This window comes from Streptomyces sp. NBC_01334, assembly GCF_035983595.1.
Lineage (GTDB): Bacteria > Actinomycetota > Actinomycetes > Streptomycetales > Streptomycetaceae > Streptomyces > Streptomyces coriariae.
On record NZ_CP130718.1, the window covers coordinates 6,412,493 to 6,437,744 of the forward strand.

Here is a 25,252-nt window from a genome sequence, read left to right on the forward strand (position 1 = left end):
GAGCGGGGGCGTGGGGGGTGTCCTCGCTCCGCCGACGAGTGCCAGCATGCCCGGACCCGCTCAGGCACGTCGAAAGTTGTCCACAGGCAGGGGCGTTCATCGTACAAATCCGTCGTACGAGGCAAACGCGGCACGACGGATCGGAACCTGACCGTCCCGGAGTCGGGACTTCCCCCGTGTGCAGCGGGTAACGTCGGGGCGTGTCCGCCGACCCATTGCACCGCGCCGGAACACCACAGCGCAGCACGACGAGCCAGCCGCCGAGCGGCTCACGAACGAGCGCGATCGAGGTCCGCAGAAGCGCCCGTCGACGTCGGACGGTCTCCGCGTACCGCGAGGGCGATCGCACCATCGTGCTCATCCCCGCCCGGATGTCCGAGGCCGAGGAGCAACGCTGGGTGAGCGTCATGCTCGACAAGCTCGCCGCCCAGGAGAGTCGGCGCGTCCCGGGCGACGCGGAGTTGGCCGAGCGCGCCGAGCGGCTGTCGGCCCAGTGCTTCGGCGGCCGGGCCCGGCCCGCCTCGGTCCGCTGGGTGACCAACCAGAACACCCGCTGGGGCTCGTGCACACCGGCTGAGGGCAGCATCCGTCTGTCGCACCGCCTGAAGGGCATGCCCGAGTACGTCATCGACTACGTCCTCGCCCACGAGCTCGCGCATCTGCTCGTGCCCGGCCACGGCCCCGACTTCTGGCGGCTGCTGGAGGCGTACCCGCGCACCGAGCGCGCCCGTGGCTACCTCGAGGGCGTCGTCGCGGCCGATCGGCTGCCCCACCTGCCCGCCGCCGGCGAGGAGTGACCTGCGGCGTACACGCTGAGCCCGTCCCCCGGCACGTGACGTTGGTTGTGTACCGGGTCTGTACCGACATCGTGCGTTGTCCGACTTTGCCGTTAGCCTGACGCGACGCATTCACAATCGGGATGGGGGACGGTCGTTACGCATGCCCAGGGAATTCCAGCGCGGCCACAAGGCCAGGATCAGTGACCTCACCGCGGGCACCGATCTGTACGTAGGCGTGCAGATCACCGCTCCCGGCCTGACCTTCGACATCAGCTGCTTCGGCCTCGACGCCGACGAGCGGCTCTCGGACGACCGGTACTTCATCTTCTTCAACCAGCCGAAGTCGCCCGAGGAGTCCATCCAGCTCCTGGGCGCCCAGGCGGGCGACACGGAGTCCTTCCGCATCACCCTCGACCGGATTCCGCCGCAGATCCAGAAGCTGTCCTTCACGGCGGCCCTCGACGGCGCCGGGCAGATGTCGCAGATCAACCCCGGCTATCTCCGCATCGTCGCGGGTGGCGAGGAAGTGGCCCGCTACGCGTTCAACGGCTCCGAGTTCTCCAGCGAGCGGGCCGTGATGCTGGGTGACTTCTACCTGAAGGACGTGTGGCGGTTCGCGGCCGTCGGGCAGGGCTTCGACGGCGGTCTGGACGCGCTGCTGAAGAACTTCGGCGGCGAGGTCGCGGAGGAGGAGGCGCCCGCCGCGCCGCAGCAGCCGCAGGCCGGTGCCGCCACTCCCGGCTTCGCCCCGCCCGCGTTCGGCGCACCGTCCGCGCCCGCTCCGGCGCAGCCGCAGCCCGCCGCGCAGGGCTTCGCGCCCCCGCCCGGCGCGACCCCGCCGGCGCCCGCCCCGGCGCCGGCGCCCTCGGTGCACGCCGCACCGACCATCGTCGCGCCCCTGACCCCGCCCGGCGGCGGCCAGGTGCCGCCTCCCGCTCCGGCCCCGGCGCCCTACGGCCAGCCGCCCCAGCCGCAGCCGTACGGTCAGGGCCCCGCGCCGACCGCGCCCATGCCCCCCGGCTACGGCCAGCAGCCCCAGGCCCCGCAGGCCCCGCCCGGCTACGGTCAGCCGCCGCAGCCGCCCGGCTACGGTCAGCAGCCTCCGTTCGGGCAGGTCCCGGGCCAGCAGGCCTACGGCGTACCGCAGGGCGCGCCCCAGGGCGGTGCCGGAGTGGCCGCGGCGCTCCAGCAGTTCAAGGAGACGCCCACCGGACAGCGCTGGACGCAGCAGAACAGGAAGCTGGTCCGCGTCGACCTCGGGATGGGAGGCCAGCCCGTGCTCGCCCGCCAGGGCAGCATGGTCCTCTACCAGGGCAAGGTCGACTTCAGCTACAAGGGCGCCGGGTTCGCGGGCCGGATCGTCGGCAACGCCACCGGGCAGGAGATGCAGCTGATGCGCTGCACCGGCCAGGGACAGGTGTTCCTCGCCGAGAACTCCACCATGCTGCACCCCATCGAACTCCAGGGTGACGGCATCTGTGTCTCCGCGGAGAACGTCCTCGCCTTCGACGAGAGCCTCCAGTACGAGGTCCGTCGCATCGAGGGACACGGCATCCCCGGCGGAGCCCTGTTCACCATGCAGTTCACGGGCACCGGCACGATCGTCGTCAAGACGCACGGCACGCCCGTCGTCCTGCCGGTCACCCCCACCACGTTCGCCGACTGCAACGCCGTCGTCGCCTGGTCGTCCGCCGCCCAGGTGGTCGTCTCCAGCCAGGTCCGCATGCGCCGCAACGCCTACCCCGGCGACACCGGGGAGAGCGTCAACCTCCAGTTCCGGGGCGCTCCCGGCAACTTCATCGTCGTCCAGCCGTACGAGGTCTGAGGGAGCCCGTCATGAACCAGTCACTCGCGGGCTACGCCCCCGCACCCGTCACCGCCCGTATGGAGAACCACGGCAACCACATGCTGAAGGTCGCCCTCCAGACCGGGAACGACCTCCTCGCGCGCGTGGGCTCGATGGTCGCCTACGAGGGCTTCGTGCAGTACGAGCCCAACCCGCCGGCCGTGCGCCAGATCGCGCGCGACTGGATGACCGGCGAGGGCGCGCCCCTGATGAAGTGCTCGGGCGACGGCCTGCTCTACCTCGCCGACTACGGGGCCAACGTCGTCGTGATCAACCTCAACGGCGACGGCATCTCCGTCAACGCCACCAACCTGCTCGCCTTCGACGCGCACCTCACCTGGGGCGTCGAGCGCGTCAAGGGGCTCGCGAAGTTCGCCGGCCAGGGCCTGTGGAACACCAAGATCTCCGGGCAGGGCTGGGTCGCGCTGACCTCCCGGGGCAAGCCGATCGTCGTCGACTGCGGCGGCGGCGAGGACGAGACGTACGTCGACCCCGACGCGCTCGTCGCCTGGTCGCCGAACCTCAAGGTGAAGGGCAAGCGCAGCTTCAAGGCGCAGTCGCTCATCGGCCGGGGCAGCGGCGAGGCCTACCAGATGGCCTTCTCCGGCCAGGGCATCGTCGTCGTCCAGCCCAGTGAGGACAGCACCGACCGCCTCCGGGTCCGGGGCTGAGGGGGAGCCAGAAACGCCATGCAGAGCTCACTTTTCGCGCACAACGACTCGCAGACCCAGGAGCGCTGGAGTCTCCAGAACAAGCAGATGCTCCGGGTCGGCCTCGAGGGCCACGACGACATCCTCGCCCGCAAGGGCACGATGGTCGCCTACCAGGGCCTGGTGGAGTTCGACGCCGAGTACCAGAACAACCAGCAGGGACGCGCGCGTGCGCACACGGGCGAGGGCCTGGACCTGATGCGCTGCCACGGGCAGGGCACGGTGTACCTCGCCAACCTCGCCCAGCACGTGCACGTCATGGACGTGGAGCAGGACGGCCTGACCGTGGACAGCAGCTATGTCCTGGCCATGGACTCCTCGCTGCACCACGAGGTCATCGCCGTCGACAGCCTCTACGGCATCTCCGGCTCCGGGAAGTACCAGCTCAACATCACCGGCCGCGGCAAGGTCGCCCTGATGACCTCGGGCGCACCGCTGATGATGCAGGTCACGCCCGACAAGTACGTCAACTGCGACGCCGACGCCATCGTCGCCTGGTCCACCGGGCTGCGGGTGCAGATGCAGGCCCAGACGCACTCCTCCGGAGTGTGGCGCCGGCGCGGCAACACGGGTGAGGGCTGGGAGCTCAGCTTCATGGGCTCCGGCTACGCGCTCGTCCAGCCCAGCGAGCTGCTGCCGCCGCAGAACGCCCAGATCGGCTCCGGGCTGGGCGCCCAGTACGGCATGGGACAGCAGGGCGTACGGCAGCAGAACCAGGGCAACGCCTGGAGCTGACCGACCGGAAAGCAGACGTAGGGGGCGGCCGCCTGGAGGTCGCCCCTTACTCGTCTCGGCTCACAGCCGCCCGTCACCCACCTTCCGGCTCACAGCCGCCCCACCGGCCGCCTCCGGCTCACAGCCGCGCGCGAGTCGCCTCCAGCAGCCGTACGACCGAATCGTCGGCCACGCTTGCGACCTCGTCATAGGCGAACCAGCGCAGGTCGAGGGACTCGTCGCTGATGGCCTCCACGGCCCCGGCCGGAGCGAGCGCCGCGTACTGGACGTCGTAGTGCCACGCGCACGGCGTGGGATGCCGGTCCAGGCGTACGGGGCCGCCGGGGAGCAGGGCCAGCCCCCCGATGCCGGACTCCTCGGTCGCCTCGCGCAGCGCGGCGGCCCGCACGGTCTCGTCGGCCGGCTCGCAGTGGCCGCCCATCTGGAGCCACATCCGCAACTTCTTGTGCAGGGTCAGCAGCACCCGGCCGCGCTCCGGGTCGATCACCAGCGCGCTCGCCGTGATGTGGCCGTCCCCGCAGGCCTTCCACATGCCGTCCGGGTGCGCCCCGAGATGGTCCAGATAGGCCTGGCGAAGCTCTTCCTGCTCCTCCTGGCCCTCGTACCCCTTCAGGACGAGGACCGCGTCGTCGTACAGGCTCACTCGGTGTCGTCGTCCTTGGAGTCGGTCCCGGGGGCGTCCTTCTTCAGGTTCGGCTTGTCGCCGGAGCCGCCGCTCGCCGCCTCGCCGAGCATCTTGTCCAGCTCGGAGAAGTCCAGCTGCTCGCGGTGCACGAAGCCGTCCGGGTCGTCCAGGTCGGACGCCGTGGGCAGCATGTCCGGGTGGGCCCAAAGGGCGTCACGGCCGTCGACCCCGCGCGCGTCCGTGAGGGACGCCCACAGGCGGGAGGCGTCACGCAGGCGGCGCGGACGCAGCTCCAGGCCGATCAGCGTCGCGAACGTCTGCTCCGCCGGACCGCCCGAGGCGCGCCGTCGGCGCAGCGTCTCGCGCAGGGCGTCCGCGGACGACAGACGGGGTTTCGCGGCTGCGTGCACCACCGCGTCCACCCAGCCCTCCACGAGCGCCAGGGCCGTCTCCAGACGGGCCAGGGCGGCCTTCTGCGCCGGGGTGTCCTCCGGCTGGAACATGCCCTGCTGGAGCGCGTCCTGCAACTGCTCCGGGTTCTGCGGGTCGAACTGACCGACCACGTCCTCCAGCTTGGCCGTGTCGACCTTGATCCCGCGCGCGTAGCCCTCGACGGCGCCGAACAGGTGCGAGCGCAGCCACGGCACATGAGCGAACAGACGCTGGTGGGCGGCCTCGCGCAGCGCGAGGTAGAGCCGCACCTCGTCCTTCGTCACGCCCAGGTCCTTGCCGAACGCCTCGATGTTCACCGGCAGCAGCGCGGCACGCCCGGCCGGGCCGAGGGGCAGGCCGATGTCGGTCGAGCCGACGACCTCGCCCGCGAGCACGCCCACGGCCTGGCCGATCTGCGAGCCGAACATCGCGCCGCCCATCGAGCGCATCATGCCGATCAGCGGGCCGGCCATGGCCTGCATCTCCTCGGGCAGGACATCGCCCATGGCCGCGCCGACGCGCTCGGCGACCGGGTCGACGAGCTCCTTCCACGCGGGCAGGGTCGCCTCGACCCACTCCGCGCGGGACCACGCCACGGCCGTGCCCGCGCCGGACGGCAGGGACGTCGCGTCGTCCAGCCAGAGATCGGCCAGACGGACGGCCTCCTGGACAGCGGTGCGCTCGGAGGGGCCGACGCTGGCGTCCTTCACGCCGTCGGCGGTGCCCTGGGCGACCGTCTGGCGGGCGATCTGCTTGGCCATGTCCCAGTTCACCGGGCCGCCCTCGTAGGAGAGCATCTGGCCCAGCTGCTGGAAGGCGGCGCCCAGGTCGTTGGGGTTCAGTGAACCGAACATCGCGGCGAGCGGGTTGTCCGCACCGGGGGCGCCAAAGCCTCCGGCGCCGGGCAGCCCGCCGAAACCGAACGGGTTGGCCGGTCCCTGACCACCGCCGCTCTGCGGGTCCTTCTTCTTGCCCTCGTCGCCGTCTTCCGGCTCCTCCGGCGGAAGGCCGAATCCGAATGGGGTGTCACTCACGGGGTTCCTCGGCTGGTAAGGCCACCGGTTCTCGGCCGGCGGCGACTGCCCTGCAACACCACCCAGCGTAGACACCCCGGCTCGATCGGGCCTCGGTGCTTCGCCGACTCCTGGCCTGCGGCAGGATGGATGCCACCTGGTACGTACGCTTCACTCGCGCCCGTATGCCAAGACAACCGCTGGAGACACCTGGTGAGTTCCCCAGATCCGCAGGTTCGCGCAGCGCGAAACCGCTCAACCCCGGTCGGCGCGCGCGGGCCCGTCGTGGCCGTGACCGGCGCCGCGACCGGGATCGGCGCGCTGCTGACCGAGCGGCTCGCCGCGTCGGAGGAGGTCAAGCAGGTCGTCGCCATCGACGAGCGGCGCGGCGAGTGCGACGCGGCGACGTGGCACATCCTCGACGTCCGCGACCCGGCGATCGCCGACAAGCTGCGCGGCGCGGACGTCGTGGTCCACCTCGCGCTCGACCTCGACCTGGGGAGTGACGCCGCCGCCCGGACGGCCTACAACGTGCGCGGCACGCAGACCGTGCTGACGGCCGCCGCGGCGGCCGGGGTGCACCGGGTGGTGCTGTGCACCTCCGCGATGGTCTACGGCGCGCTCGAGGACAACGAGCTGCCGCTCTCGGAGGACGCGGAGCTGCGGGCCACGGCGGAGGCGACCGGCGTCGGGGACCTTCTGGAAATCGAACGGCTGGCCCGGCGCGCGCCCCGGGCGCATCCGGGGCTCAACGTCACCGTGGTGCGGCCCGCGGTGCTGGTCGGCGGTACGGACACCGCGCTGACGCGGTACTTCGAGTCGCCGCGGCTGCTGGTCGTCGCCGGATCGCGGCCGGCCTGGCAGTTCTGCCATGTCGAGGACCTGGTGAGCGCCCTGGAGTACGCCGTCCTGGAGAAGGTCGACGGCGAGCTGGCCGTCGGCTGCGACGGCTGGCTGGAGCAGGAGGAGGTCGAGGAGCTCAGCGGGATCCGGCGCATGGAGCTGCCCTCGGCGGTCGCGCTGGGCGCCGCCGCCCGGCTGCACCGGATCGGGCTGACGCCGTCCCCCGCCGGGGACCTGGCCTACACGATGTACCCCTGGGTGGTGAGCGGGAGCCGGCTGCACGACGCGGGGTGGCGGCCGCGGTGGACCAATGAGGAGGTCCTCGCGCAGCTGCTGGAGGAGGTGGCCGGGCGGCACACCGTCGTCGGTCGGCGGCTCGGGCGCAAGGACGCCACCGCGGCGGGTGCGGCGGGCGCGACGGTCGCTCTGCTGGGTGCGGCGGCCGTGGTGCGGCGGGCCCGGAAGGCCCGGCGGCGGTGAGCGTGGGGGCGCGAGGCCTGTTTTTTCGCCCCCGCCGCCCCTTCCCCTCCCTGGGGTCTGTGCCCCCAGACCCCCCTGTCGGCCCTGAAGGGGCTTCGTCCAAGCGCCGGAGGGGCTGTTTCTGTAGGTCGCTCCGAAGTGCACGCGTGCGTGCCGGGTGATCACGCTATTTCGCCTGCTTCCCGGGGTGCGGCACGATGGGGGTATGGCAGCCATCGACGACCATCCCGGCGAGCGGGCAGCGCAGGATCCCATCAAGCTGATCGCCGTCCGTGACACCGCGCTCTCGCTGGACGAAGTCTTCAAGGCCGTCGGGGACGACGCGGCGGGCGGGATCGCGCTGTTCGTGGGCACGGTACGCAACCACGACGGCGGCGCCGACGTCGACGCCCTCGGGTACTCCTGCCACCCCGGCGCGGAGGCGGAGATGCGGCGGATCGCGGAGAAGGTCGTCGCCGAGTACCCGGTGCGGGCGCTGGCCGCGGTGCACCGGGTCGGCGATCTCGGAGTCGGTGATCTCGCCGTCGTGGTCGCCGTCTCGTGTCCGCATCGCGGCGAGGCCTTCGAGGCCTGCCGGAAGCTGATCGACGATCTCAAGCACGAAGTGCCCATCTGGAAGCACCAGAAGTTCTCGGACGGTACCGACGAATGGGTCGGCGCCTGCTGAATCCCCTTCCGGTTGCGTAACCCCACCCCTGCCGTGAGCGTTGTCCGTGCAGATGGTTAATCTGCTGATCAGTCAGTTGTGGTGGCTCACAGGGGTTGGGAGGTCGGCATGGCGGCGCTCGTCTGGTTGCTGATTCCGCTTGTCGCCGCGATCGGCGCCGGTCTGTGGGGCACTTGGGCCAACCGGACCCGGAAGGCCCGCAGCGACGGCCCTGAGCTGGACGGATACGCCCGCTTCCGGGCGGCCATGGAGAAGCCCCACTCGCGTACGTGACCCGGGTGGCAGCCCTGACGGTGCGCTGACAGAGGCGTCCCGTACTGTCGAGACATGCCACGCCGCACCGCGACGATGCTCGCCTCCACCCTGATGCTGATCGCGCTCCTGTGTGCGGGCGTACTCATCCCCGTGCCGTACGCGGAGATGTCCCCCGGGCCGACGGTGAACACCCTGGGCGATCACGGCGGCGAGCCGGTGCTCCAGATCTCCGGACGCAAGACCTACACGACCAGCGGTCACCTGAACATGACCACCGTGCGGGTCACCAGCGCCGACTACCGGATGAACCTGGTCGAGGCCGTCTACGGATGGCTCGCGCACGACAACAAGGTCGTGCCGCACGACACGCTGTACCCGGACGGCAAGACCGAGGAGCAGTCCACCCAGGAGAACGCCGAGGAGTTCAGCCAGTCCCAGGAGAGCGCCAAGGTCGCCGCCCTGAAGGAGCTGGACATCCCGGTGACGTCCTGGGTGATCGTCTCGACGGTGGTGAAGGGTTCCCCGGCGGAGGGCCGGCTGCACGCCGGTGACGTGATCAAGGCCGTGGACGGCACAGCGGTGAAGGAGCCGGGCGACGTCGCGAAGCTGGTGACCAAGCACAAGGCGGGGGAAAAGGTCGTCTTCCGCATCGTCCCGGCGAAGGACCAGGCGGCCGCCGAGAAGGCGAACAAGGCGGCGACCAAGACCCAGGACGTCACCATCACGACCGCGACCTCCGACGACAGCGGCGAGAAGCGGGCCATCGTCGGGATCTCGGCCGGGACCGACCACACCTTCCCGTTCACCATCGACATCAAGCTCGCCGACGTCGGCGGGCCGAGCGCCGGTCTGATGTTCGCGCTCGGCATCTACGACAAGCTCACCCCGGGCAGCCTGACCGGCGGCAAGTTCGTCGCCGGCACCGGCACCATCGACGACGCCGGCAAGGTCGGGCCGATCGGCGGCATCGAGATGAAGACGGTCGGCGCGCGCAGTCAGGGCGCCCAGTACTTCCTGACCCCCGCGGAGAACTGCGCGGCCGCCGCCAAGGACACCCCCTCGGGGCTCAGGCTCGTCAAGGTGAACACCATCGACGACGCCCTCGACGCCCTCAAGGACATCCGCGGCGGCGACACCGCGGACCTGCCGAAGTGCACGAAGTAGCCGGAAGGGCTACTCCGCGAACGTCACCGACAACGCCTCGGCGAGGCCCGGCACCAGACCCGCTCCGGTGAGGACCTCCGTCGGGGCGTCCTTCTCGCGCAGCCGGAGGGCCGAGTCGCGGGTGCCGTCACGCAGGACGCCGACCGTGATCCGGACCTCCTGGCGGTCGGGGTGCTCCGCGACCCACTTCGCGAGCTTCTTGTCGCTCAGGCCCTGCGGGACCTGAGCCTCGGCGGACGGGGGCAGCATCAGACGCTCCACGGTGAGGGCGCAGCCGACCACCGCGTCGGGCCAGGCGATCGTGGCGAGGAACTCGTCGAGCGGCTTGTCCGTTGGAACTTCGTCCTGCTCGATCGGGGTGAGACCGGTGGTCTCGGACTCGTCCTGAAGGCCGAGCTGGGCGGCGAGCGACGGTTCCTGCGTTCGCAGCCGAGCGGTGTCTACGAGGGCGAAAAGGCGGGCGGGCTGGTCCCAGCCGAGGCCGGAGGCGTACTCGTCGATCTCGAGTACGGCCCGGGTGAGCGGGCTCGCCGCCATGGGAGTGTTGGACATGGTCACAATCCTGCCTCGTTCAGGGGTGGAATCGGGAACCGAGTAAACGGTGAGTAAGTTGCATAGGTGTGGGCCCCCGATCACCGGGGGCCGCGAACGGTCCACGAACACGCGGGCCTGATGGATCAACTGCGACTTTCGAGGTGCGCACCTTGGCTTTCCAGATGCCGGACCGCGGCGGAGGCCCCACGGGGCCGCGGATCAGAGTGGGCCGCCCGTCCCGGCGCGTCCGGACCCTGCTCATGACGCTGGGCGTCCTAGCCGTGATCGGCATGGCGTTCACGATGTTCGCGGGGTTCTGGACGGACTGGCTCTGGTACCGCTCGGTGAACTACTCCTCGGTCTTCACGACCACGTTGTGGACCAAGATCGGACTGTTCTTCGTCTTCGGCCTGCTGATGGCCCTCGCGGTCGGCTTCAACATCTGGCTGGCGCACCGGCTGCGGCCGCCGCTCAGCGCGATGTCGGTGGAGCAGCAGAGCCTCGACCGCTACCGCATGGGCATCGCGCCGTACAAGACATGGCTGCTGCTCGGCATCACCGCTCTGGTCGGCCTGATCGCGGGCGCCTCGGCGGCGGGTCAGTGGCGGACCTGGCTGATGTGGGTCAACGGCGTGCCCTTCCACCAGAAGGACCCGCAGTTCCACCTCGACGTGTCCTTCTTCGCGTTCGACCTGCCCTGGTACCGGTTCCTGCTCGGCTTCGGCTTCGCCGCCACGATCCTCTCGCTGATCGCCGCCGCGCTCACCCACTACCTGTACGGCGGGCTGCGCGTCACCAGCCCGGGCGCGCGCGCCACCGCGGCGGCCACCGGCCATCTGTCGGTGCTGCTGGGCATCTTCGTCACGCTGAAGGCGGTCGCCTACTGGCTGGACCGTTACGGCCTGGCCGTGAAGTCCAGCGACTTCAAGGCGACGGACAACTGGACGGGCCTGCGGTACGTCGACGCCAACGCCTACCTGCCGGCCAAGACGATCCTGTTCTGCATCGCCGTCATCTGCGCCCTGCTGTTCTTCGCCACCCTGTGGCGGCGCACCTGGCAGCTGCCGGTGATCGGCTTCGGCCTGATGGTGCTCTCGGCGATCCTCATCGGCGGGCTGTACCCGGCGATCGTCCAGAAGTTCCAGGTCCAGCCGAACGAGCAGGCCAAGGAAGCCCCGTACGTCGAGAAGAACCTCAAGGCGACACGTGAGGCGTACGGCATCGACGGCGCACAGGTCACCGAGTACTCGGGTACGAGCACCACCAAGGACAAGACGACGCTGCGCGACGACGTCGACGCCACGGCGAGCATCCGCGTCCTGGACCCGAACATCGTCTCCCCGACGTACCAGCAGCTCCAGCAGATGCGGAAGTACTACGCGTTCCCGACCAACCTGGACGTGGACCGCTACAACGTGAACGGCGCCGACCAGGACACCGTCATCGGTCTGCGCGAGCTGAACCTCGCGGGCGTCGACAAGCAGAACTGGATCAACAACCACTTCCGCTACACCCACGGCTACGGCGTGGTCGCCGCCAAGGGCACCACCTCCGACGCCGAGGGCCGCCCGCTCTTCACCGAGTCCAACCTGCCCTCCGAGGGCGACCTGGGCACGTACCAGCAGCGGATCTACTACGGCGAGAAGACGACCGCGTACTCGATCGTCGGCGGTCCCCAGAAGGAGATCGACTACTCCGACGACGCCGGTGAGAAGACCACCAGTTACACCGGCAAGAGCGGGGTCAACCTCTCCAACCCGATCAACCGCGCCGCGTACGCGGTGTCGTTCGGTGAACCGCAGATCCTGTACTCCGGCGCCATCGGCGAGGGGTCGCGGATCCTGTACAACCGCACGCCCAAGGAGCGCGTCGAGGCGGTCGCCCCGTGGCTGACCATCGACGGCGACGCCTACCCGGCCGTGGTCAACCACAAGATCCAGTGGATCGTCGACGCGTACACGACGACGAACGGCTACCCGTACGCCTCCCGTACGACCCTCGGCGACACCACGGCCGACTCGCTGACCGCGACCAACGACAACCGCGCGGTGGTGGCCCAGCAGAACCAGGTCAACTACATCCGCAACTCGGTGAAGGCGACCGTCGACGCGTACACCGGCGAGGTCAAGCTCTACCAGTGGGACACCGAGGACCCGGTCCTGAAGACCTGGATGAAGGCGTTCCCCGGCACGGTGAAGTCCAAGTCGTCCATCTCGACCGACCTGATGGCCCATCTCCGTTACCCGCAGGACCTGTTCAAGGTCCAGCGCGAACTGCTCACCCGCTACCACGTGAAGGACGCGACGACGTTCCTCAGCGGCAGCGAGGTGTGGCAGGTGCCGGACGACCCGTCCAACAAGTCGGGTGACGCGGTCCCGCCGTACTACCTGAGCATGAAGATGCCGGACCAGAAGGCACAGGCGTTCTCGCTGACGACGACGTTCACGCCCAACGGCCGGGACAACCTCAGTGCGTTCATGGCGGTCGACTCCGAGGCGGGGACTCCCGACTACGGCAAGATCAGAGTTCTGAAACTGCCGACCAGTACGACCGTCGACGGACCCAAACAGGTGCAGAGCCAGTTCAACTCCGAACAGGACATCGCCGAGTCCATCAGGCTTCTGAAGGGCGGCGACTCCGACATCGAGTACGGCAACCTGCTGACGGTGCCGCTCGACGGCGGTCTGCTGTACGTGGAGCCCGTCTATGTGCGCGGTGGCGGACTCAAGTACCCGCTCCTGAAGAAGGTGTTGGTGACCTACGGAGGCAATACCGCCTTCGAGGACACCCTGGACGAGGCCCTCAACAAGGTCTTCGGCGCGGAGGGTGCGACCCCGCCACCGGCGGACGAGGGCGGAGGTACGACCACACCGCCGACGTCCACCAACCCGACGGTCCGGGAGGCGTTGGCCGACGCCCAGGAGGCGTTCACGGCCGGCCAGGAGGCCCTGAAGAAGCCCGACTGGGACGCGTACGCCAAGGCGCAGAAGGATCTCGAGGACGCGCTGAAGCGGGCCGAGGACGCGCAGGCCGAGGCCGACAAGGGCGCCAAGGCGAGCAGCAGTCCGAGCCCGACGAGCTCGGCGAGTCCGAGCGGTGGCTCCGGCGGCAGCTCCGGAGGAAGCGCCAGTAGCAGTCCGAGTCCCAGTCCCAGCAGCGGCTGATCTTGCCCGCCCCGCGTCGTGATACGGTTGTGGAACACGACGCGGGGTGGAGCAGCTCGGTAGCTCGCTGGGCTCATAACCCAGAGGTCGCAGGTTCAAATCCTGTCCCCGCTACTGAATACGAAGGCCCGGATCCTGAAAAGGATCCGGGCCTTCGTGGTGTGCGAACGCATGTGCCGGGGGGACTGGTGGCCGCGCCGCTGTGGGGAGTTGGGCGATCTGTGTTTGACTTGTCTCTCTGTGGGCATGTCGACAAAACGCTGAAGTGACCTTACGGGCCGCGGTATACCAGGTGTACCCGGGTTGCGGGTGGTGCGACGATGGACGTTATGGGGGACAAGGCAACTCTGTTCGAGACAGGGCGGTTTGTGCAGCCTTCCGGTGAGGAAGCGACCCCGGACGAGAGCCGGGACGAGACGGCGGACGCCGTCGAGACGGGGGAGGCCGTCGAGGAGATGAGCCTGCGGCTCGCGGCGCAAGCCGGCGATGTCGAGGCCGTCAGCGTCCTCGGGGCCATGTTGCTGCGCCGCGGTGACCTCGACGGAGCCGAGCCCCACCTGCGTGCCGCCACCGCGGAGGGCGACCGGGCCGCCGCCAACAACCTGGGCGTCCTCCTCCACCAGCGCGGTTACCCCGACGAGGCCGCCGGATGGTGGCGGGTCGCCGCCGTCGCCGGCTCCGCCGCCGCCGCGCACGCCCTGGGCCGCCACCGCCGCGAGTGCGGCGACGAGCCGGCCGCCGAGTACTGGCTGCGCCAGTCCGCCGAGCAGGGGCACGCGCTGGGCGCGTACGCCCTCGCCGACCTGCTGGAGCACCGTGGGGACCCCGGGGCCGAGCAGTGGATGCGGGCCGCCGCCGAGCGGGGGCACCGGGAAGCGGCGTACCGGCTGGCCCGAGCCCTCGACCACCAGGAGTGCAGGGGCTCCCGCACGGACGGCGACGCGGACGGGTGCGAGCATGACAACGGTGTCATCGTGCGGGCGGAGGCCGAGCAGTGGTACCGCCAGGCCGCCGCGCGCGGACACCGGCGGGCCGCCCTGCACCTCGGGACGATCCTGGAGCGGCGCGGCGAACTGAAGGAGGCCGGACGCTGGTACCTGACGTCCGCCAAGGACGGCGAGGCGCGGGCCGCCTGCGCGCTCGGCTTCCTGCTGCGCGACGCCGGCGACACCGAGAGCGCGGCCGTGTGGTGGCTGCGGGCCGCACAGGAGGGCGACGGCAACGCGGCGAACGCGCTGGGCGCGCTGCACGCCGAGCGGGGGCAGACCCAGACCGCCGAGCGCTGGTACCGGGCCGCGATGGACGCCGGGGACGACAACGGCGCCTACAACCTCGCCCTGCTCTGCGCCGAGCAGGGCCGCACTGTGCAGGCCGAGCAGTGGTACCGGCGCGCCGCCTACGCCGGGCACCGGGAGGCGGCCAACGCGCTGGCCATCCTGCTCCTCCAGGGCGGCGACACGGCCGGGGCCGAGCCCTGGTTCTCCAAGGCGGCGGAGGCGGGCAGCGTCGACGCGGCGTTCAACCTCGGGATCCTGTTCGCGGGGCGGGGCGAGGAGGGCGTCGCGCTGCGCTGGTACGAGCGGGCGGCGGCCGCCGGGCACACCGAGGCGGCGCTCCAGGTCGGGATCGCGCGGCTGCGTGACGGGGACGAGCAGGAGGCCGAGCGGCATCTGCGGTGCGCGGCCGGCGGCGGGAGCGCGGAGGCGGCGTACCGGCTGGCGGCCGTGCTCGACGCGCGGCGGCCGCCGCAGCCCGCGCACGAGCTCGGGGAGACCGTGCACGAGAAGACCGAGTGCGAGGAGTGGTACGAGCGGGCCGCGACCCAGGGGCACCGGCGGGCGCAGGTCCGGGTCGGGATGCTGGCCGCCGCGCGCGGGGACGTGGTCGAGGCGGCACGGTGGTACCGGACGGCCGCGGAGGCCGGGTCGCGCAACGGTGCGTTCAACCTCGGACTGCTGCTCGCGCGGGAGGGGAGCGAGCCCGAGGCGGCTGTGTGGTGGACGCGGGCGGCCGATGCCGGGCACGGGCGGGCGGCGTTGCGGCTCGCCCTGGTCTACGCGCGTCGCGGTGAGCTGGCCGAGGGGCAGCGGTGGGCGGACCGGGCGGTGTCGCTGGGGCCGGGGGAGGTGGCCGAGCGGGCGGCTCGGTTGCGGGACGCGTTGCGGGAAGAGCTGTCTGCCTGACGGTGTCTTGTTCTGGGGCGGGCCGTGGGGCCGGGCTGGGGCCCGGGGCGACGGGGCCCGTACGGCGGGTTTTCGCCCCCGCCGCCCCTTCCCGTCCCGGGGACTGCCGCCCCCGGACCCCCGCTGTCGGCCCCCGAACGGGCCTCGTTCTCAAACGCCGGGCGGGCCGAAGTGCTCTGACCCGGTGCCGGTGGTGCCCGGGCTGAAGTGCTCTGACCCGGTGTCGGCGGTGGGCGGGCTGGAGTGTGCTCACCCTGCGTCGGCAGTGAGCGGGCTGAAGGGTTCTGGCCCGTGTCGGACGTGGACCGGGCTGAAGTGCTCTGACCTGCGTCGACAGGTGCCGGTCAATGGATTTGCCTTTGTCCTTCCCCTTCACGTAACGTTGCATTCAACGGCGCGGGGTGGAGCAGCTCGGTAGCTCGCTGGGCTCATAACCCAGAGGTCGCAGGTTCAAATCCTGTCCCCGCTACTAAAGGCCGAGGGCCGGAATCCGAAAGGGTTCCGGCCCTCAGTCGTTTGCGGGCACGCCCGCCGTGTGCGCGCAACAGGGTTGCGCGCACAGGGAAGGGTGTTACGCCGCCGCGCAGTTCGGGCAGATCCCGCGGTACGTCACCTCGACGTCCGAGACCGTGAAGCCGAAGCGTTCCGAGTCGGGGAGGTCGGCCAGGGGGTTGCCGCTCGGGTGGACGTCCTTGATCGCCCCGCACCGGGCGCACACCAGGTGGTGGTGCGGGCGGTGCGCGTTCGGGTCGTACCGCTTGGCGCGCTTGTCGGTGGCGACCTCGAGCACCTCGCCGAGCGAGACCAGCTCGCCGAGCGTGTTGTAGACGGTCGCCCGGGAGATCTCCGGCAGCCGGACGACGGCCCTGGAGTGCACCTCGTCGGCGGTCAGGTGGACATGGTCACCGTCGAGCACCTCGGCCACGACGCGCCGTTGGGCGGTCATCCGCCAGCCGCGTCCGCGCAGTCGTTCCAGGAGATCGCTCATGGAATCAGCCTAGCAGCTACATGGACCAGGTCCCGAACAGGTGTGACTTTAGATGCTGGATTGAATTGGATGAAGTCCATTGTAGGATCAAGTCGACAGAATCCACGGCGAGCGGCTGGAGGCCGCGGTCCAGGCCCTGCGCGGCTGACAGCACTGGACCGCTTGTCGTGGGCGAACGGGCCGGGCTTCCCTTCGGGGGCCCGGCCCGTTCGTGCGCTCAGGCCGGTACCTGCTGCCGCGCCGGCGCCCAGCAGCGGATGATGTCGCGGACCGAGACGATGCCGGCCGGTTCGTCGCGGTCGAGGACGATCAGATGCCGGAAGCCGCCGTGGGCCATGGCCTGCGCCGCCTCCTCCAGGGTCCAGCTCGGGGCGGCGAAGACGACGTCGTTGGTGGTGTGGGCGTGGGTGCGTTCCGTGTCCGGATCCTGTCCCAGTGCCACGGAGTTGAGGATGTCCCGCTCGGTGAGGATGCCGATGCCGCCGGCGTCCGGGTCGAGGACGATGGCCGCGCCGACGCGGCGGGCGGACATCAGGGCGGCGGCCTGACGGAGGGTGTGTGCGGGGCCGATGGTGAGGACCACCGTGCTCATGGCGTCGCGGACGAGCATGGCTGGAGCCACCTCCTAAGAACCCACGATTGTTCATGGATTCACAAGTTCACAAGTGGGGGGTGCTGTCAGCGTGGCAGGTAAAGCGGGGGTCAACAAGAGGGCGCGCGCAGCCAATTGAGGGCGTGCGCGCTCATCTGTGAGTCTCGGGCGGGTCTTTCAGTGGCGCTCGTTGAGGTAACCCAGCAGTTCCTCGTGGAGCAGGCCGTTCGACGCGGCCGCGTTGCCGCTGTGCGGCCCCGGGCGGCCGTCGAGGCCGGTGAAGGTGCCTCCGGCCTCCGTCACGACGATCGCCGTGGCCGCCATGTCCCAGAGCGAGAGCTCTGGTTCGGCGCACAGGTCGACCGAGCCCTCGGCGACCATCATGTACGGCCAGAAGTCGCCGTACGCGCGCGTGCGCCACACCTCGCGGGTCAGGTCCAGGAAGCCGTTCAGATGCCCGCGCTCCTCCCAGCCGGTCAGCGAGGAGTACGCGAAGGAGGCGTCCGAGAGCTCCGAGACCCGGGAGACGCGCAGCCGGGTGGCGGAGGTCAGGCTGCGGCCGGTGAAGGCGCCGTGCCCCTTCGCGGCCCACCAGCGACGGCCCAGCGCCGGGGCGGAGACCACGCCGACCACGGGCTGGTAGCCCCCCTCGCCCGCCTCCGTCAGCGAGATGAGGGTGGCCCAGACGGGAACGCCCCGCACGTAGTTCTTCGTGCCGTCGATCGGGTCGACCACCCAGCGGCGGGGGCCGGTGCCCTGGACGCCGTACTCCTCGCCGAGGATCGCGTCGCGTGGACGGGCCCGCTGGAGCTGACCGCGGATGAGTTCCTCGGCGGCCTTGTCGGCCTCACTCACCGGGGTCATGTCCGGTTTGGTCTCGACCTTGAGGTCGAGGGCCTTGAAACGGTCCATGGTCACGGCGTCGGCGGCGTCCGCGAGGACGTGCGCGAGTCGGAGGTCGTCGTGGTAGTCCGGCATGGGACGAACCGTATCCGCCGAAGGTGAGAACGGGCCACAGGGGACCGCGGGGTGGACGTGGAGGAGCCGTGGACACGGCCGGTGAACCACCGGTTCCCGCCGCGAACCCTTGACAGTGCTCCCGTCCGCGTCAAACCTGGGCGCAGAGCCGCTCGCCCCAGGGAGGCGATGATGCCTGCAGCGCGGGAATCCCTACTGGACGCCGCCTTCAAGGCGCTCGCACTACGGCCGTGGGCCGCGGTGCGGATGGTGGACGTCGCCGCGGCGGCCGGGGTGTCCCGGCAGACGCTGTACAACGAGTTCGGCAGCAAGGAGGGCCTGGCCCGGGCACTCGTGAGGCGCGAGGTCGACGGGTACCTCGCCGGGGTCGAGCGGGCGCTGGCCGTGCACGGCGACGCCCGGGAGAGGCTCACCGCCACCGCCGAGTGGACCGCTTCCGCCGCCCGCGACAACGTTCTGGTACGGGCCGTCCTCACCGGCTTCTGGAGCGAGCGCCTGCCCTCGCCGACGCTCTCGGCGGTGCCGTCCTCCTCCGCCGTGCCGGCCCAGCGCCGGGCCGACGGGCCGCTGCCCTCGCCCGGTGACCTGGTGGGCGCCGTCCGCGACCGGGCCGTGGCCGTGCTCTCCGGTCCCGGCGCCGTCCGGGCCGACGCCGCCGACCTGGCCCGCTCCTGCGAACTCGCCGTCCGGCTCGCCCTGTCCTGTGTGGCCGCGCCCCCGCCGGGGGAGGACGGCGTCGCGGAGCTGGTGCGGGGGGCGCTGCAGAGACAGCCGGCCGACCGGTCGGGTCAGTGAGCCGACCCCGACAGCTGGAGCCCGATCACTCCTATGATCACCAGGCTGATCGAGATGAGCTTCAGGACCGACACCAGGTCGCCCAGGAAGACCATGCCGTAGATCGCGGTGCCCGCCGCGCCGATGCCCGTCCACACGGCGTAGGCGGGGCCCACGTCGAGCTTCTTCAGGGAGAGGGTCAGCAGACCGAAGCTCCCCAGGGCGAAGGCGCAGAAGGCGATGGTGGGCCAGAGCCTCGTGAAGCCGTGGGACAGCTTGAGGCACACGGCGAACCCGGTCTCGAGCAACCCGGCCACGACGACCAGCAGCCACGCCATGTGCTGTCCCTCCGTACGCCCGGCCCGGTCCGGCTCCGGCTCGGTGCGATTATGCACTTACCGGGCCCGGGGGGACGCAAACAACGCGGTGGTCAGCCGGTGGATCAGTCGCCTTCGGTGCGCTCCCGGGTGGCCAGCAGCCGGCGCAGGGAGTAGAGCCGCGCCGGATCGGCATGACCCTCGGCCACCCACGCGTCCAGCGCGCAGTCCTTCTCGTCGTGGCTGCACGCGCGAGGGCAGCCCTCCGTGCCGGGCACCAGGTCGGGGAAGGCGAGGACCACCCGGGACGGGTCGACGTGGTGCAGGCCGAAGGACCGTACGCCCGGGGTGTCGATCACCCAGTCGTCCGTGCCCGCCAGGGGCAGGGCCAGCGCCGAGGTCGTGGTGTGCCGGCCGCGGCCGGTCACCGCGTTCACATGGCCGGTCACCCGGCGCCGCTCCTCCGGGACCAGCGCGTTGACCAGGGTCGTCTTCCCGACGCCCGAGTGACCGACGAACGCCGTGATCCGCCCGGCAAGGAACGCGCGCACCCGGTCCGCCGCGTCGCCGTTCTCCAGCTCGTCGCGGCTGGTGACGACGTACGGGATGTCGAGATGGCCGTACAGCTCCAGCAGCTTGTCCGGCGAGGCCAGATCCGACTTCGTCATGACCAGCAGGGGGGTGAGGCCGGCGTCGAAGGCCGCCACCAGGCAGCGGTCGATCAGACGCGGGCGGGGCTCGGGGTCGGCGAGGGCGGTGACCACGGCGAGCTGGTCGGCGTTGGCCACGACGACGCGCTCGTAGGGGTCGTCGTCGTCCGCGGTGCGGCGCAGTGCCGAGGTGCGCTTCTCGATGCGGACGATACGGGCCAGGGTGTCCTTCTTGCCGGACAGGTCGCCGACGATCGCGACCCGGTCGCCCACGATCGCGGCCTTGCGGCCCAGCTCGCGGGCCTTCATCGCCATCACGATCCGGTCGTCGACCAGACAGGTCAGCCGGCCCCGGTCGACGGTGAGGACCATGCCCTCGGCGGCGTCCTCGTGCTTGGGACGGATGTGTGTGCGCGGCCGGTTGCCCTTGCGGTTCGGGCGGCTGCGGATGTCGTCCTCGTCGGTGTTCTTGCTGTAGCGGCGCATGGCGAAAGTCCCTATACCCCGAGCATCCCGGTCCACAGTTCGGGGAAGTCCGGCAGGGTCTTCGCCGTCGTCGCCACGTTCTCGATCTGTACGCCCTCCACGGCCAGGCCGATGATCGCGCCGGCCGTCGCCATGCGGTGGTCGTCGTAGGTGTGGAAGATCCCGCCGTGCAGCCGGCGCGGGCGGATGTGCAGACCGTCGGCGGTCTCCGTCACATCGCCGCCGAGCTCGTTGATCTCCTTCGTCAGCGCGGCCAGCCGGTCCGTCTCGTGCAGGCGCAGGTGGGACACGCCCCGCAGGGTGGACGGGGAGTCCGCGAGGGCGGCGACCGCCGCGATGCCCGGGGTCAGCTCGCCGACGTCACTCAGATCGACGTCGATGCCGTGGATCGAGCCCGAGCCGGTGAAGACCAGGCCGTAGTCGGCCAGTTCGCAGGAACCGCCCATCTCGGTGAAGATCTCGCGCAGCCGGTCACCCGGCTGGGTGGTGCGGGCCGGCCAGTCCGGGATCAGCACCCGGCCGCCCGTCACCAGCGCCGCCGCCAGGAACGGCTGGGCGTTGGACAGGTCAGGCTCGATCGTCAGGTCCCGGCCCAGCAGGGCGCCCGGGGTGACCCGCCAGACGTTCGGCTCGCCGCCCGACTCCGGGGTGTCCACCTGCGCGCCGACCGCGCGCAGCATGTCGACCGTCATCCGGATGTGCGGTACGGAGGGCAGCGTGGAGCCGGTGTGGCGGACCTCCACGCCCTGGTTGAAGCGGGGGGCCGAGAGAAGCAGGGCCGACACGAACTGGGACGAGGACGAGGCGTCGATCTCCACCGTCCCGCCGTCCAGAGCGCCCCCGCCGTGCACGGTCAGCGGCAGCGCGCCGCGACCGTCGTCGTCGATCCGCGCACCGAGGACCCGCAGCGCGTCGACGACGCCGTTCAGGGGACGCTCGTACGAGCGCGGGTCGCCGTCGAAGTGGACGGGTCCGTCGGCGAGGGCGGCGACCGGCGGCAGGAAGCGCATCACCGTGCCCGCGTTGCCGACGTCGACCGTGGCAGGTCCGCGCAGCCCCGCGGGGAGGATCCGCCAGGCCTCGCCGGTGCCGTCGGGGCTCCCCGCGCCGGAGGAGCTGGACGACACGGTCTCCTCGATGCCGACGCCCATCTCGCGCAGGGCGGCCGCCATCAGCAGGGTGTCGCGGGAGCGGAGGGGGCGGCGCAGCCAGCCGGGCTCGGAGGCGAGGGAGGCGAGGACCAGGGCACGGTTGGTGACGGACTTGGACCCCGGCACGTGGACCGTCGCGGCGACGGCCTCGCTCGCGTGCGGGGCGGGCCAGAGGGCGGTGTGTGCGGGGTTCGGGGCCATGGGCTCCACTTTAGTGGTCGGCCGTCCATCGGGTGCGGCGCCGTCGGGGCTGGTCGCGCCCCGCGGCGGAGCCGCCGATGTCACGTCCCGCACCCCTGTGACGCGCCACTCCGGAGCGCCTCACAGCCCCAGCAGCCACCTGCCCCCGCCCAGCAGGGCGCACAGGCTCACCGCGTGGAACAGGAACAGCCACAGGCCCGCCGGTACGTGGGTCAGCCGGGACAGCTGGTCCGCGTCCGAGTCGCCCGCGCCGCCGCGTGAGCGCTTCGCCTGGAGCTCGAAGGCCGGGCGTACTCCGCCCAGCAGCAGGAACCACACCACCGCGTACGCGAAGGCAGCCTGCACCTGCGGTCCCGCCAGCCAGGAAACCAGCAGGAAGGTGCCGCCGGTGAGGACCACCGTGAGGGCGCCGTACGCGTTGCGGATCATCACCAGCATCACGACCAGCAGGGCCGTGGCCACCCAGAGCAGCAGGGTGATGCGGCCGGCCCCGAGGAGGGCGGCTCCGCCCAGGCCGAGCAGCGGGGGAGCGGTGTAGCCGGCCGCCGCGGTGAGGATCATGCCGAGGCCGTGCGGCTTGCCCCGGCTGAGGGTCAGGCCACTGGTGTCGGAGTGCAACCGGATCCCGGTCAGCTGGCGGCCGGTCAGCAGCGCGACCAGGCCGTGACCACCCTCGTGGGCGATGGTGATGGCGTTGCGCGATATCCGCCACAGGGTGTGCGGCACGACGACCGCGAGGGCGGCGACCGCGGTGGCCACCACCACCCACAGGTCGGGGTCGGTCTGGGTGCCGACGAGGCGGTCCCACAGGTCGGGCAGCGCGAGGGCGGCGGTGCTCTCCATGTTTTCTGGTGGCTCCCTTTCGGCTCACGGAGTCTGGCAGTGTGGCACGTATGTGCGGACGGTATGCAGCGAGTCGCAGGCCCGAGGATCTCGCAGGAATCTTTGAGGTCGAGAAGTGGGAGCCCGAGGAGGCCCTGGAGCCCGACTACAACGTGGCGCCGACCAAGGAGGTCTACGCCGTCCTGGACCGTCCGTTGAAGGACGCCGACGACAAGCAGCCGGTTCGGCAGCTGCGGAAGCTGAAGTGGGGACTGGTCCCCTCCTGGGCGAAGACCCCCGAGGGCGGCGCGCGGATGATCAACGCGCGCGCCGAGACCGTCCACGAGAAGCCCTCCTTCCGCCGTGCCTTCGCCACCCGGCGCTGCGTCCTGCCCGCCGACGGCTACTACGAGTGGGTCACCGGCGTCCAGGAGCGGGACCTTGAGGTCGAGGGCAAGAAGAAGCGGCCGCGCAAGCAGCCCTACTTCGTGCTCCCGGCCGACGGCACGGTCTTCGCGATGGCCGGGCTGTACGAGTTCTGGCGGGACCGGACCCTGCCCGACGACCATCCGCGGGCCTGGTGGGTGACGTGCTCGGTGATCACGACCGAGGCGGAGACCTCCCCGCTCGCCGTGGCCCCCGCCGACGGCCCGCACGCCCTCGCCCACATCCACCCCCGGATGCCGCTGATGCTGACCCCGGACCGCTGGGACGCCTGGCTCGACCCGACGCGGACGGACGTCGACGACCTCCGCTCGCTCCTCGAACCCCCGCCGGCCGGGCTGATGCGCGCCTACCCGGTGTCCACGGCCGTCAGCAACGTCCGCAACAACGGCGCGGAGCTGCTGAAGGAGCTGGAGGGGCCCGAGGAGGGCACACTCTTCTGACGTGAGCAGCGAAACAGTCGTGAGCACCGAAACGGTCGAGACCGAGGCGGGTACCGCCCGCATCACCTGGCACCGCGCCGAGAAGCCGCGGCTCGTCCTCGCCGTCAGCCATGGCGCCGGGGGCGGTGTCGAGGCCCGGGACCTCCGGGCGCTCGCCGCCGTGCTGCCCGGACGCGGGGTGAGCGTCGCTCTCGTCGAGCAGCCCTGGCGGGTGGCGGGCAAGAAGGTCGCGCCCGCGCCGAAGACCCTCGACATCGGCTGGCGCGGGATCTGGCCGGCCGTCGTCGCGCCCGGGCTGCCGGTGATCTCGGGCGGCCGGTCGGCCGGCGCGCGGGTGGCCTGCCGGACGGCAGGCGAGCTCGGTGCGCACGCCGTGCTCGCGCTCGGCTTCCCGCTCCACCCGCCGGGCAGGCCGGAGAGGTCCCGCGCGGACGAACTGCTCGGGGCGGGGGTACCGACCCTCGTGGTCCAGGGCGGCAACGACCCCTTCGGCAGACCGGACGAGTTCCCCGCGGGCGGGTACGACCTCGTGGAGGTGCCGTACGGCGATCACGGGTTCGCGGTGCCCAAGCGGGCCGGGGTCACGCAGGAGGAGACGCTGGAGGTCGTCACCGCGGCAGTCGTCGGCTGGGTCGCGTCACTCGGGTGAGGTGACGGGTGGGGAATGCGGAGGGACCGGGCGCTGTTGAGGCGGACAGAAGTGCTGAACAACCGGCACCGACGTCATTGGGAGAGGAAGTCCGCCGCATGGGTTCGACCATCTGCCCGAGCCGCAGCAGCCGCACCGATCTGGACTGGACGGTGCTGCACGCGGCGAGGACCGCTCCTATTGGAGCGGCGGCAGGCGCGGGTAGTCGTCTATCCTCCGATTCGAGTGGGATCGGTTTCGGTCCTACCCGCGATCTTGAGGAGGTGGGTCCGGTCACCGGTACCGACGCAGGGACCGACAACGGCCAGGCGGAGCTGCCCGAGGGCCAGGGCGTGAGCCAGGAGACGGGCGCGGAGTCCACCGCCGAGCGCAGCGCGCGCTTCGAGCGGGACGCGCTCGAGTTCCTCGACCAGATGTACTCGGCCGCGCTGCGCATGACGCGCAACCCGGCGGACGCCGAGGACCTGGTGCAGGAGACGTACGCGAAGGCGTACGCGTCCTTCCACCAGTTCCGTGAGGGCACCAACCTCAAGGCCTGGCTGTACCGGATCCTCACCAACACCTTCATCAACTCGTACCGCAAGAAGCAGCGCGAACCCCAGCGCAGCGCGGCCGAGGAGATCGAGGACTGGCAGCTGGCGCGTGCCGAGTCGCACATGTCCACCGGTCTGCGCTCCGCGGAGTCGCAGGCGCTGGACCACCTGCCCGACTCGGACGTGAAGGCGGCGCTCCAGGCCATCCCCGAGGAGTTCCGGATCGCCGTGTATCTCGCGGACGTAGAGGGCTTTGCGTACAAGGAGATCGCGGACATCATGGGGACACCCATCGGTACGGTGATGTCCCGGCTGCACCGGGGCCGCCGTCAACTGCGCGGCATGCTCGAGGACTACGCCCGTGAGCGCGGGTTGGTCCCGGCCGGTGCCGGAGAGTCGAACGAAGCGAAAGGTTCGGGCTCATGAGCTGCGGAGATCCGCACGAGACGGACTGCGGTGAGGTCCTCGACCACCTGTACGAGTACCTCGACAGCGAGATGCCTCCGCTGGACCGGGACAAGTTCCAGCACCACTTCGAGGAGTGCTCCCCCTGCCTGGAGAAGTACGGGCTGGAGGAGGCCGTGAAGAAGCTGGTCAAGCGGTGCTGCGGGCGGGACGACGTGCCGACCGACCTGCGTGCCAAGGTGATGGGCCGGATCGACCTGATCCGCTCCGGCCAGGCCGTCCCCGAGCACGACGTGACGGCGACGGCCCAGGAGACCTGAGCCGCTTCCAGAAGGCTCACTTCCCGGAAGCCCGCTTCCTTGGAGCCCGCTTCCGGGAAGGCCTTCCAG

Annotated in this window: 25 protein-coding genes and 2 tRNA genes; 17 read left to right on the top strand and 10 right to left on the bottom strand. The window is 71.0% G+C overall.

The features are described from left to right. The first annotated feature begins 200 nt into the window (after positions 1 to 200). The 4 genes from OG736_RS28910 (at position 201) to OG736_RS28925 (ending at position 4,070) form a co-directional block, all read left to right on the top strand. Positions 201 to 797, top strand: a complete 597-nt coding sequence (locus tag OG736_RS28910; protein WP_327184997.1) for a M48 metallopeptidase family protein — start codon at positions 201 to 203, stop codon at positions 795 to 797. Between the two features lie 142 nt (positions 798 to 939). After that, the gene (locus OG736_RS28915) at positions 940 to 2,604 is read left to right on the top strand and encodes a TerD family protein (protein WP_327184998.1); all 1,665 of its coding nucleotides are present in this window, start codon (positions 940 to 942) and stop codon (positions 2,602 to 2,604) included. Between the two features lie 11 nt (positions 2,605 to 2,615). Then, on the top strand, positions 2,616 to 3,296 hold the full coding sequence (locus tag OG736_RS28920; protein WP_327184999.1) for an AIM24 family protein: 681 nt from the start codon (positions 2,616 to 2,618) through the stop codon (positions 3,294 to 3,296). 18 nt (positions 3,297 to 3,314) lie between these two features. Further along, positions 3,315 to 4,070, top strand: coding sequence for an AIM24 family protein (locus OG736_RS28925; RefSeq protein ID WP_327185000.1), 756 nt, complete (start codon positions 3,315 to 3,317; stop codon positions 4,068 to 4,070). 118 nt (positions 4,071 to 4,188) lie between these two features. On the opposite strand, the gene OG736_RS28930 is transcribed toward OG736_RS28925, so the two are convergent. Together OG736_RS28930 and OG736_RS28935 are read right to left on the bottom strand one after the other, a co-directional pair. Further along, a complete protein-coding gene (locus tag OG736_RS28930) occupies positions 4,189 to 4,713 on the bottom strand; it encodes an NUDIX hydrolase (RefSeq protein ID WP_327185001.1) in 525 nt (174 codons plus the stop codon). Beyond that, positions 4,710 to 6,161, bottom strand: a complete 1,452-nt coding sequence (locus OG736_RS28935; protein ID WP_327185002.1) for a zinc-dependent metalloprotease — start codon at positions 6,159 to 6,161, stop codon at positions 4,710 to 4,712. The genes OG736_RS28930 and OG736_RS28935 overlap by 4 nt, the downstream gene beginning before the upstream one ends. 192 nt (positions 6,162 to 6,353) lie before the next feature. Between OG736_RS28935 and OG736_RS28940 the strand changes: the two genes are divergently transcribed. From OG736_RS28940 to OG736_RS28955, 4 genes are all read left to right on the top strand, one after another. Continuing rightward, positions 6,354 to 7,463: an SDR family oxidoreductase gene (locus OG736_RS28940; protein WP_327185003.1), complete on the top strand. Its 1,110-nt coding sequence runs from the start codon at positions 6,354 to 6,356 to the stop codon at positions 7,461 to 7,463. A gap of 205 nt (positions 7,464 to 7,668) precedes the next feature. After that, positions 7,669 to 8,130, top strand: coding sequence for a molybdenum cofactor biosynthesis protein MoaE (locus OG736_RS28945; protein WP_230194712.1), 462 nt, complete (start codon positions 7,669 to 7,671; stop codon positions 8,128 to 8,130). A 108-nt stretch (positions 8,131 to 8,238) separates the two neighbouring features. Next, on the top strand, positions 8,239 to 8,403 hold the full coding sequence (locus tag OG736_RS28950; RefSeq protein ID WP_200839799.1) for a hypothetical protein: 165 nt from the start codon (positions 8,239 to 8,241) through the stop codon (positions 8,401 to 8,403). Positions 8,404 to 8,457: 54 nt separating this feature from the next. Beyond that, entirely contained in the window at positions 8,458 to 9,549 is a 1,092-nt protein-coding gene (locus OG736_RS28955; RefSeq protein ID WP_327185004.1) for a YlbL family protein, read from the top strand. 9 nt (positions 9,550 to 9,558) lie between these two features. Here the strand turns inward: OG736_RS28955 and OG736_RS28960 are convergent, their stop codons facing one another. Continuing rightward, positions 9,559 to 10,101: a PPA1309 family protein gene (locus OG736_RS28960; protein ID WP_028807002.1), complete on the bottom strand. Its 543-nt coding sequence runs from the start codon at positions 10,099 to 10,101 to the stop codon at positions 9,559 to 9,561. 164 nt (positions 10,102 to 10,265) lie between these two features. Between OG736_RS28960 and OG736_RS28965 the strand changes: the two genes are divergently transcribed. The 4 genes from OG736_RS28965 to OG736_RS28980 all read left to right on the top strand — a co-directional run bounded on the left by OG736_RS28965 (position 10,266) and on the right by OG736_RS28980 (position 15,899). After that, the gene (locus OG736_RS28965; RefSeq protein ID WP_327187741.1) at positions 10,266 to 13,247 is read left to right on the top strand and encodes a UPF0182 family membrane protein; all 2,982 of its coding nucleotides are present in this window, start codon (positions 10,266 to 10,268) and stop codon (positions 13,245 to 13,247) included. 40 nt (positions 13,248 to 13,287) lie between these two features. Continuing rightward, positions 13,288 to 13,361 (top strand) — tRNA-Met (locus OG736_RS28970). A gap of 206 nt (positions 13,362 to 13,567) precedes the next feature. Beyond that, positions 13,568 to 15,430 (top strand): tetratricopeptide repeat protein, encoded by a 1,863-nt coding sequence (locus OG736_RS28975; RefSeq protein WP_327185005.1) that lies wholly within the window; start codon positions 13,568 to 13,570, stop codon positions 15,428 to 15,430. Positions 15,431 to 15,825: 395 nt separating this feature from the next. Then, positions 15,826 to 15,899, top strand: a tRNA-Met gene (locus tag OG736_RS28980). A 102-nt stretch (positions 15,900 to 16,001) separates the two neighbouring features. Here the strand turns inward: OG736_RS28980 and OG736_RS28985 are convergent. The 3 genes from OG736_RS28985 to hisN all read right to left on the bottom strand — a co-directional run bounded on the left by OG736_RS28985 (position 16,002) and on the right by hisN (position 17,988). Continuing rightward, positions 16,002 to 16,418, bottom strand: a complete 417-nt coding sequence (locus tag OG736_RS28985; protein WP_171399365.1) for a Fur family transcriptional regulator — start codon at positions 16,416 to 16,418, stop codon at positions 16,002 to 16,004. Positions 16,419 to 16,635: 217 nt separating this feature from the next. Next, positions 16,636 to 17,028: a CBS domain-containing protein gene (locus OG736_RS28990; RefSeq protein WP_314218761.1), complete on the bottom strand. Its 393-nt coding sequence runs from the start codon at positions 17,026 to 17,028 to the stop codon at positions 16,636 to 16,638. Between the two features lie 159 nt (positions 17,029 to 17,187). Further along, positions 17,188 to 17,988: a histidinol-phosphatase gene (gene hisN / locus OG736_RS28995; protein WP_020130787.1), complete on the bottom strand. Its 801-nt coding sequence runs from the start codon at positions 17,986 to 17,988 to the stop codon at positions 17,188 to 17,190. 168 nt (positions 17,989 to 18,156) lie between these two features. Between hisN and OG736_RS29000 the strand changes: the two genes are divergently transcribed. Further along, positions 18,157 to 18,783 (top strand): TetR/AcrR family transcriptional regulator, encoded by a 627-nt coding sequence (locus tag OG736_RS29000; RefSeq protein ID WP_327185006.1) that lies wholly within the window; start codon positions 18,157 to 18,159, stop codon positions 18,781 to 18,783. Here OG736_RS29000 and OG736_RS29005 read toward each other — a convergent pair. From OG736_RS29005 to OG736_RS29020, 4 genes are all read right to left on the bottom strand, one after another. Then, entirely contained in the window at positions 18,777 to 19,100 is a 324-nt protein-coding gene (locus OG736_RS29005) for a DMT family transporter (protein WP_020130785.1), read from the bottom strand. The genes OG736_RS29000 and OG736_RS29005 overlap by 7 nt on opposite strands. A 104-nt stretch (positions 19,101 to 19,204) precedes the next feature. Beyond that, a complete protein-coding gene (gene rsgA, locus OG736_RS29010) occupies positions 19,205 to 20,215 on the bottom strand; it encodes a ribosome small subunit-dependent GTPase A (RefSeq protein WP_020130784.1) in 1,011 nt (336 codons plus the stop codon). Between the two features lie 11 nt (positions 20,216 to 20,226). Continuing rightward, complete coding sequence (gene aroA, locus OG736_RS29015) at positions 20,227 to 21,567, bottom strand: 3-phosphoshikimate 1-carboxyvinyltransferase (protein WP_327185007.1); 1,341 nt, start codon at positions 21,565 to 21,567, stop codon at positions 20,227 to 20,229. Between the two features lie 120 nt (positions 21,568 to 21,687). Continuing rightward, on the bottom strand, positions 21,688 to 22,410 hold the full coding sequence (locus OG736_RS29020) for a M50 family metallopeptidase (RefSeq protein WP_267018505.1): 723 nt from the start codon (positions 22,408 to 22,410) through the stop codon (positions 21,688 to 21,690). 50 nt (positions 22,411 to 22,460) lie between these two features. Here OG736_RS29020 and OG736_RS29025 point away from each other — a divergent pair, with 50 nt between their 5' ends. The 4 genes from OG736_RS29025 (at position 22,461) to rsrA (ending at position 25,183) form a co-directional block, all read left to right on the top strand. Next, complete coding sequence (locus OG736_RS29025) at positions 22,461 to 23,276, top strand: SOS response-associated peptidase (protein WP_327185008.1); 816 nt, start codon at positions 22,461 to 22,463, stop codon at positions 23,274 to 23,276. A gap of 1 nt (position 23,277) precedes the next feature. Further along, a complete protein-coding gene (locus OG736_RS29030) occupies positions 23,278 to 23,925 on the top strand; it encodes an alpha/beta hydrolase family protein (RefSeq protein WP_327185009.1) in 648 nt (215 codons plus the stop codon). A gap of 98 nt (positions 23,926 to 24,023) precedes the next feature. Further along, positions 24,024 to 24,884, top strand: coding sequence for a sigma-70 family RNA polymerase sigma factor (locus OG736_RS29035; RefSeq protein WP_399075413.1), 861 nt, complete (start codon positions 24,024 to 24,026; stop codon positions 24,882 to 24,884). After that, positions 24,881 to 25,183: a mycothiol system anti-sigma-R factor gene (gene rsrA, locus OG736_RS29040; RefSeq protein WP_054242759.1), complete on the top strand. Its 303-nt coding sequence runs from the start codon at positions 24,881 to 24,883 to the stop codon at positions 25,181 to 25,183. Before OG736_RS29035 ends, rsrA begins: the two co-directional genes overlap by 4 nt. Positions 25,184 to 25,252 lie beyond the last annotated feature (69 nt).

Bases quoted from the DNA above. Each gene is read 5' to 3' on its own strand.
- OG736_RS28985 (WP_171399365.1), bottom strand. From the start codon at position 16,418: ATGAGCGATCTCCTGGAACGACTGCGCGGACGCGGCTGGCGGATGACC.
- OG736_RS29020 (WP_267018505.1), bottom strand. From the start codon at position 22,410: ATGGAGAGCACCGCCGCCCTCGCGCTGCCCGACCTGTGGGACCGCCTC.
- rsgA (WP_020130784.1), bottom strand. From the start codon at position 20,215: ATGCGCCGCTACAGCAAGAACACCGACGAGGACGACATCCGCAGCCGC.
- OG736_RS28950 (WP_200839799.1), top strand. From the start codon at position 8,239: ATGGCGGCGCTCGTCTGGTTGCTGATTCCGCTTGTCGCCGCGATCGGC.
- OG736_RS29000 (WP_327185006.1), top strand. From the start codon at position 18,157: ATGATGCCTGCAGCGCGGGAATCCCTACTGGACGCCGCCTTCAAGGCG.
- OG736_RS29005 (WP_020130785.1), bottom strand. From the start codon at position 19,100: ATGGCGTGGCTGCTGGTCGTCGTGGCCGGGTTGCTCGAGACCGGGTTC.
- OG736_RS29035 (WP_399075413.1), top strand. From the start codon at position 24,024: ATGGGTTCGACCATCTGCCCGAGCCGCAGCAGCCGCACCGATCTGGAC.
- rsrA (WP_054242759.1), top strand. From the start codon at position 24,881: ATGAGCTGCGGAGATCCGCACGAGACGGACTGCGGTGAGGTCCTCGAC.
- OG736_RS29025 (WP_327185008.1), top strand. From the start codon at position 22,461: ATGTGCGGACGGTATGCAGCGAGTCGCAGGCCCGAGGATCTCGCAGGA.
- OG736_RS28965 (WP_327187741.1), top strand. From the start codon at position 10,266: ATGCCGGACCGCGGCGGAGGCCCCACGGGGCCGCGGATCAGAGTGGGC.
- OG736_RS28975 (WP_327185005.1), top strand. From the start codon at position 13,568: ATGGACGTTATGGGGGACAAGGCAACTCTGTTCGAGACAGGGCGGTTT.
- OG736_RS28990 (WP_314218761.1), bottom strand. From the start codon at position 17,028: ATGCTCGTCCGCGACGCCATGAGCACGGTGGTCCTCACCATCGGCCCC.
- OG736_RS28915 (WP_327184998.1), top strand. From the start codon at position 940: ATGCCCAGGGAATTCCAGCGCGGCCACAAGGCCAGGATCAGTGACCTC.
- OG736_RS28955 (WP_327185004.1), top strand. From the start codon at position 8,458: ATGCCACGCCGCACCGCGACGATGCTCGCCTCCACCCTGATGCTGATC.
- hisN (WP_020130787.1), bottom strand. From the start codon at position 17,988: ATGCCGGACTACCACGACGACCTCCGACTCGCGCACGTCCTCGCGGAC.
- OG736_RS28960 (WP_028807002.1), bottom strand. From the start codon at position 10,101: ATGTCCAACACTCCCATGGCGGCGAGCCCGCTCACCCGGGCCGTACTC.
- aroA (WP_327185007.1), bottom strand. From the start codon at position 21,567: ATGGCCCCGAACCCCGCACACACCGCCCTCTGGCCCGCCCCGCACGCG.
- OG736_RS28925 (WP_327185000.1), top strand. From the start codon at position 3,315: ATGCAGAGCTCACTTTTCGCGCACAACGACTCGCAGACCCAGGAGCGC.
- OG736_RS28920 (WP_327184999.1), top strand. From the start codon at position 2,616: ATGAACCAGTCACTCGCGGGCTACGCCCCCGCACCCGTCACCGCCCGT.
- OG736_RS28945 (WP_230194712.1), top strand. From the start codon at position 7,669: ATGGCAGCCATCGACGACCATCCCGGCGAGCGGGCAGCGCAGGATCCC.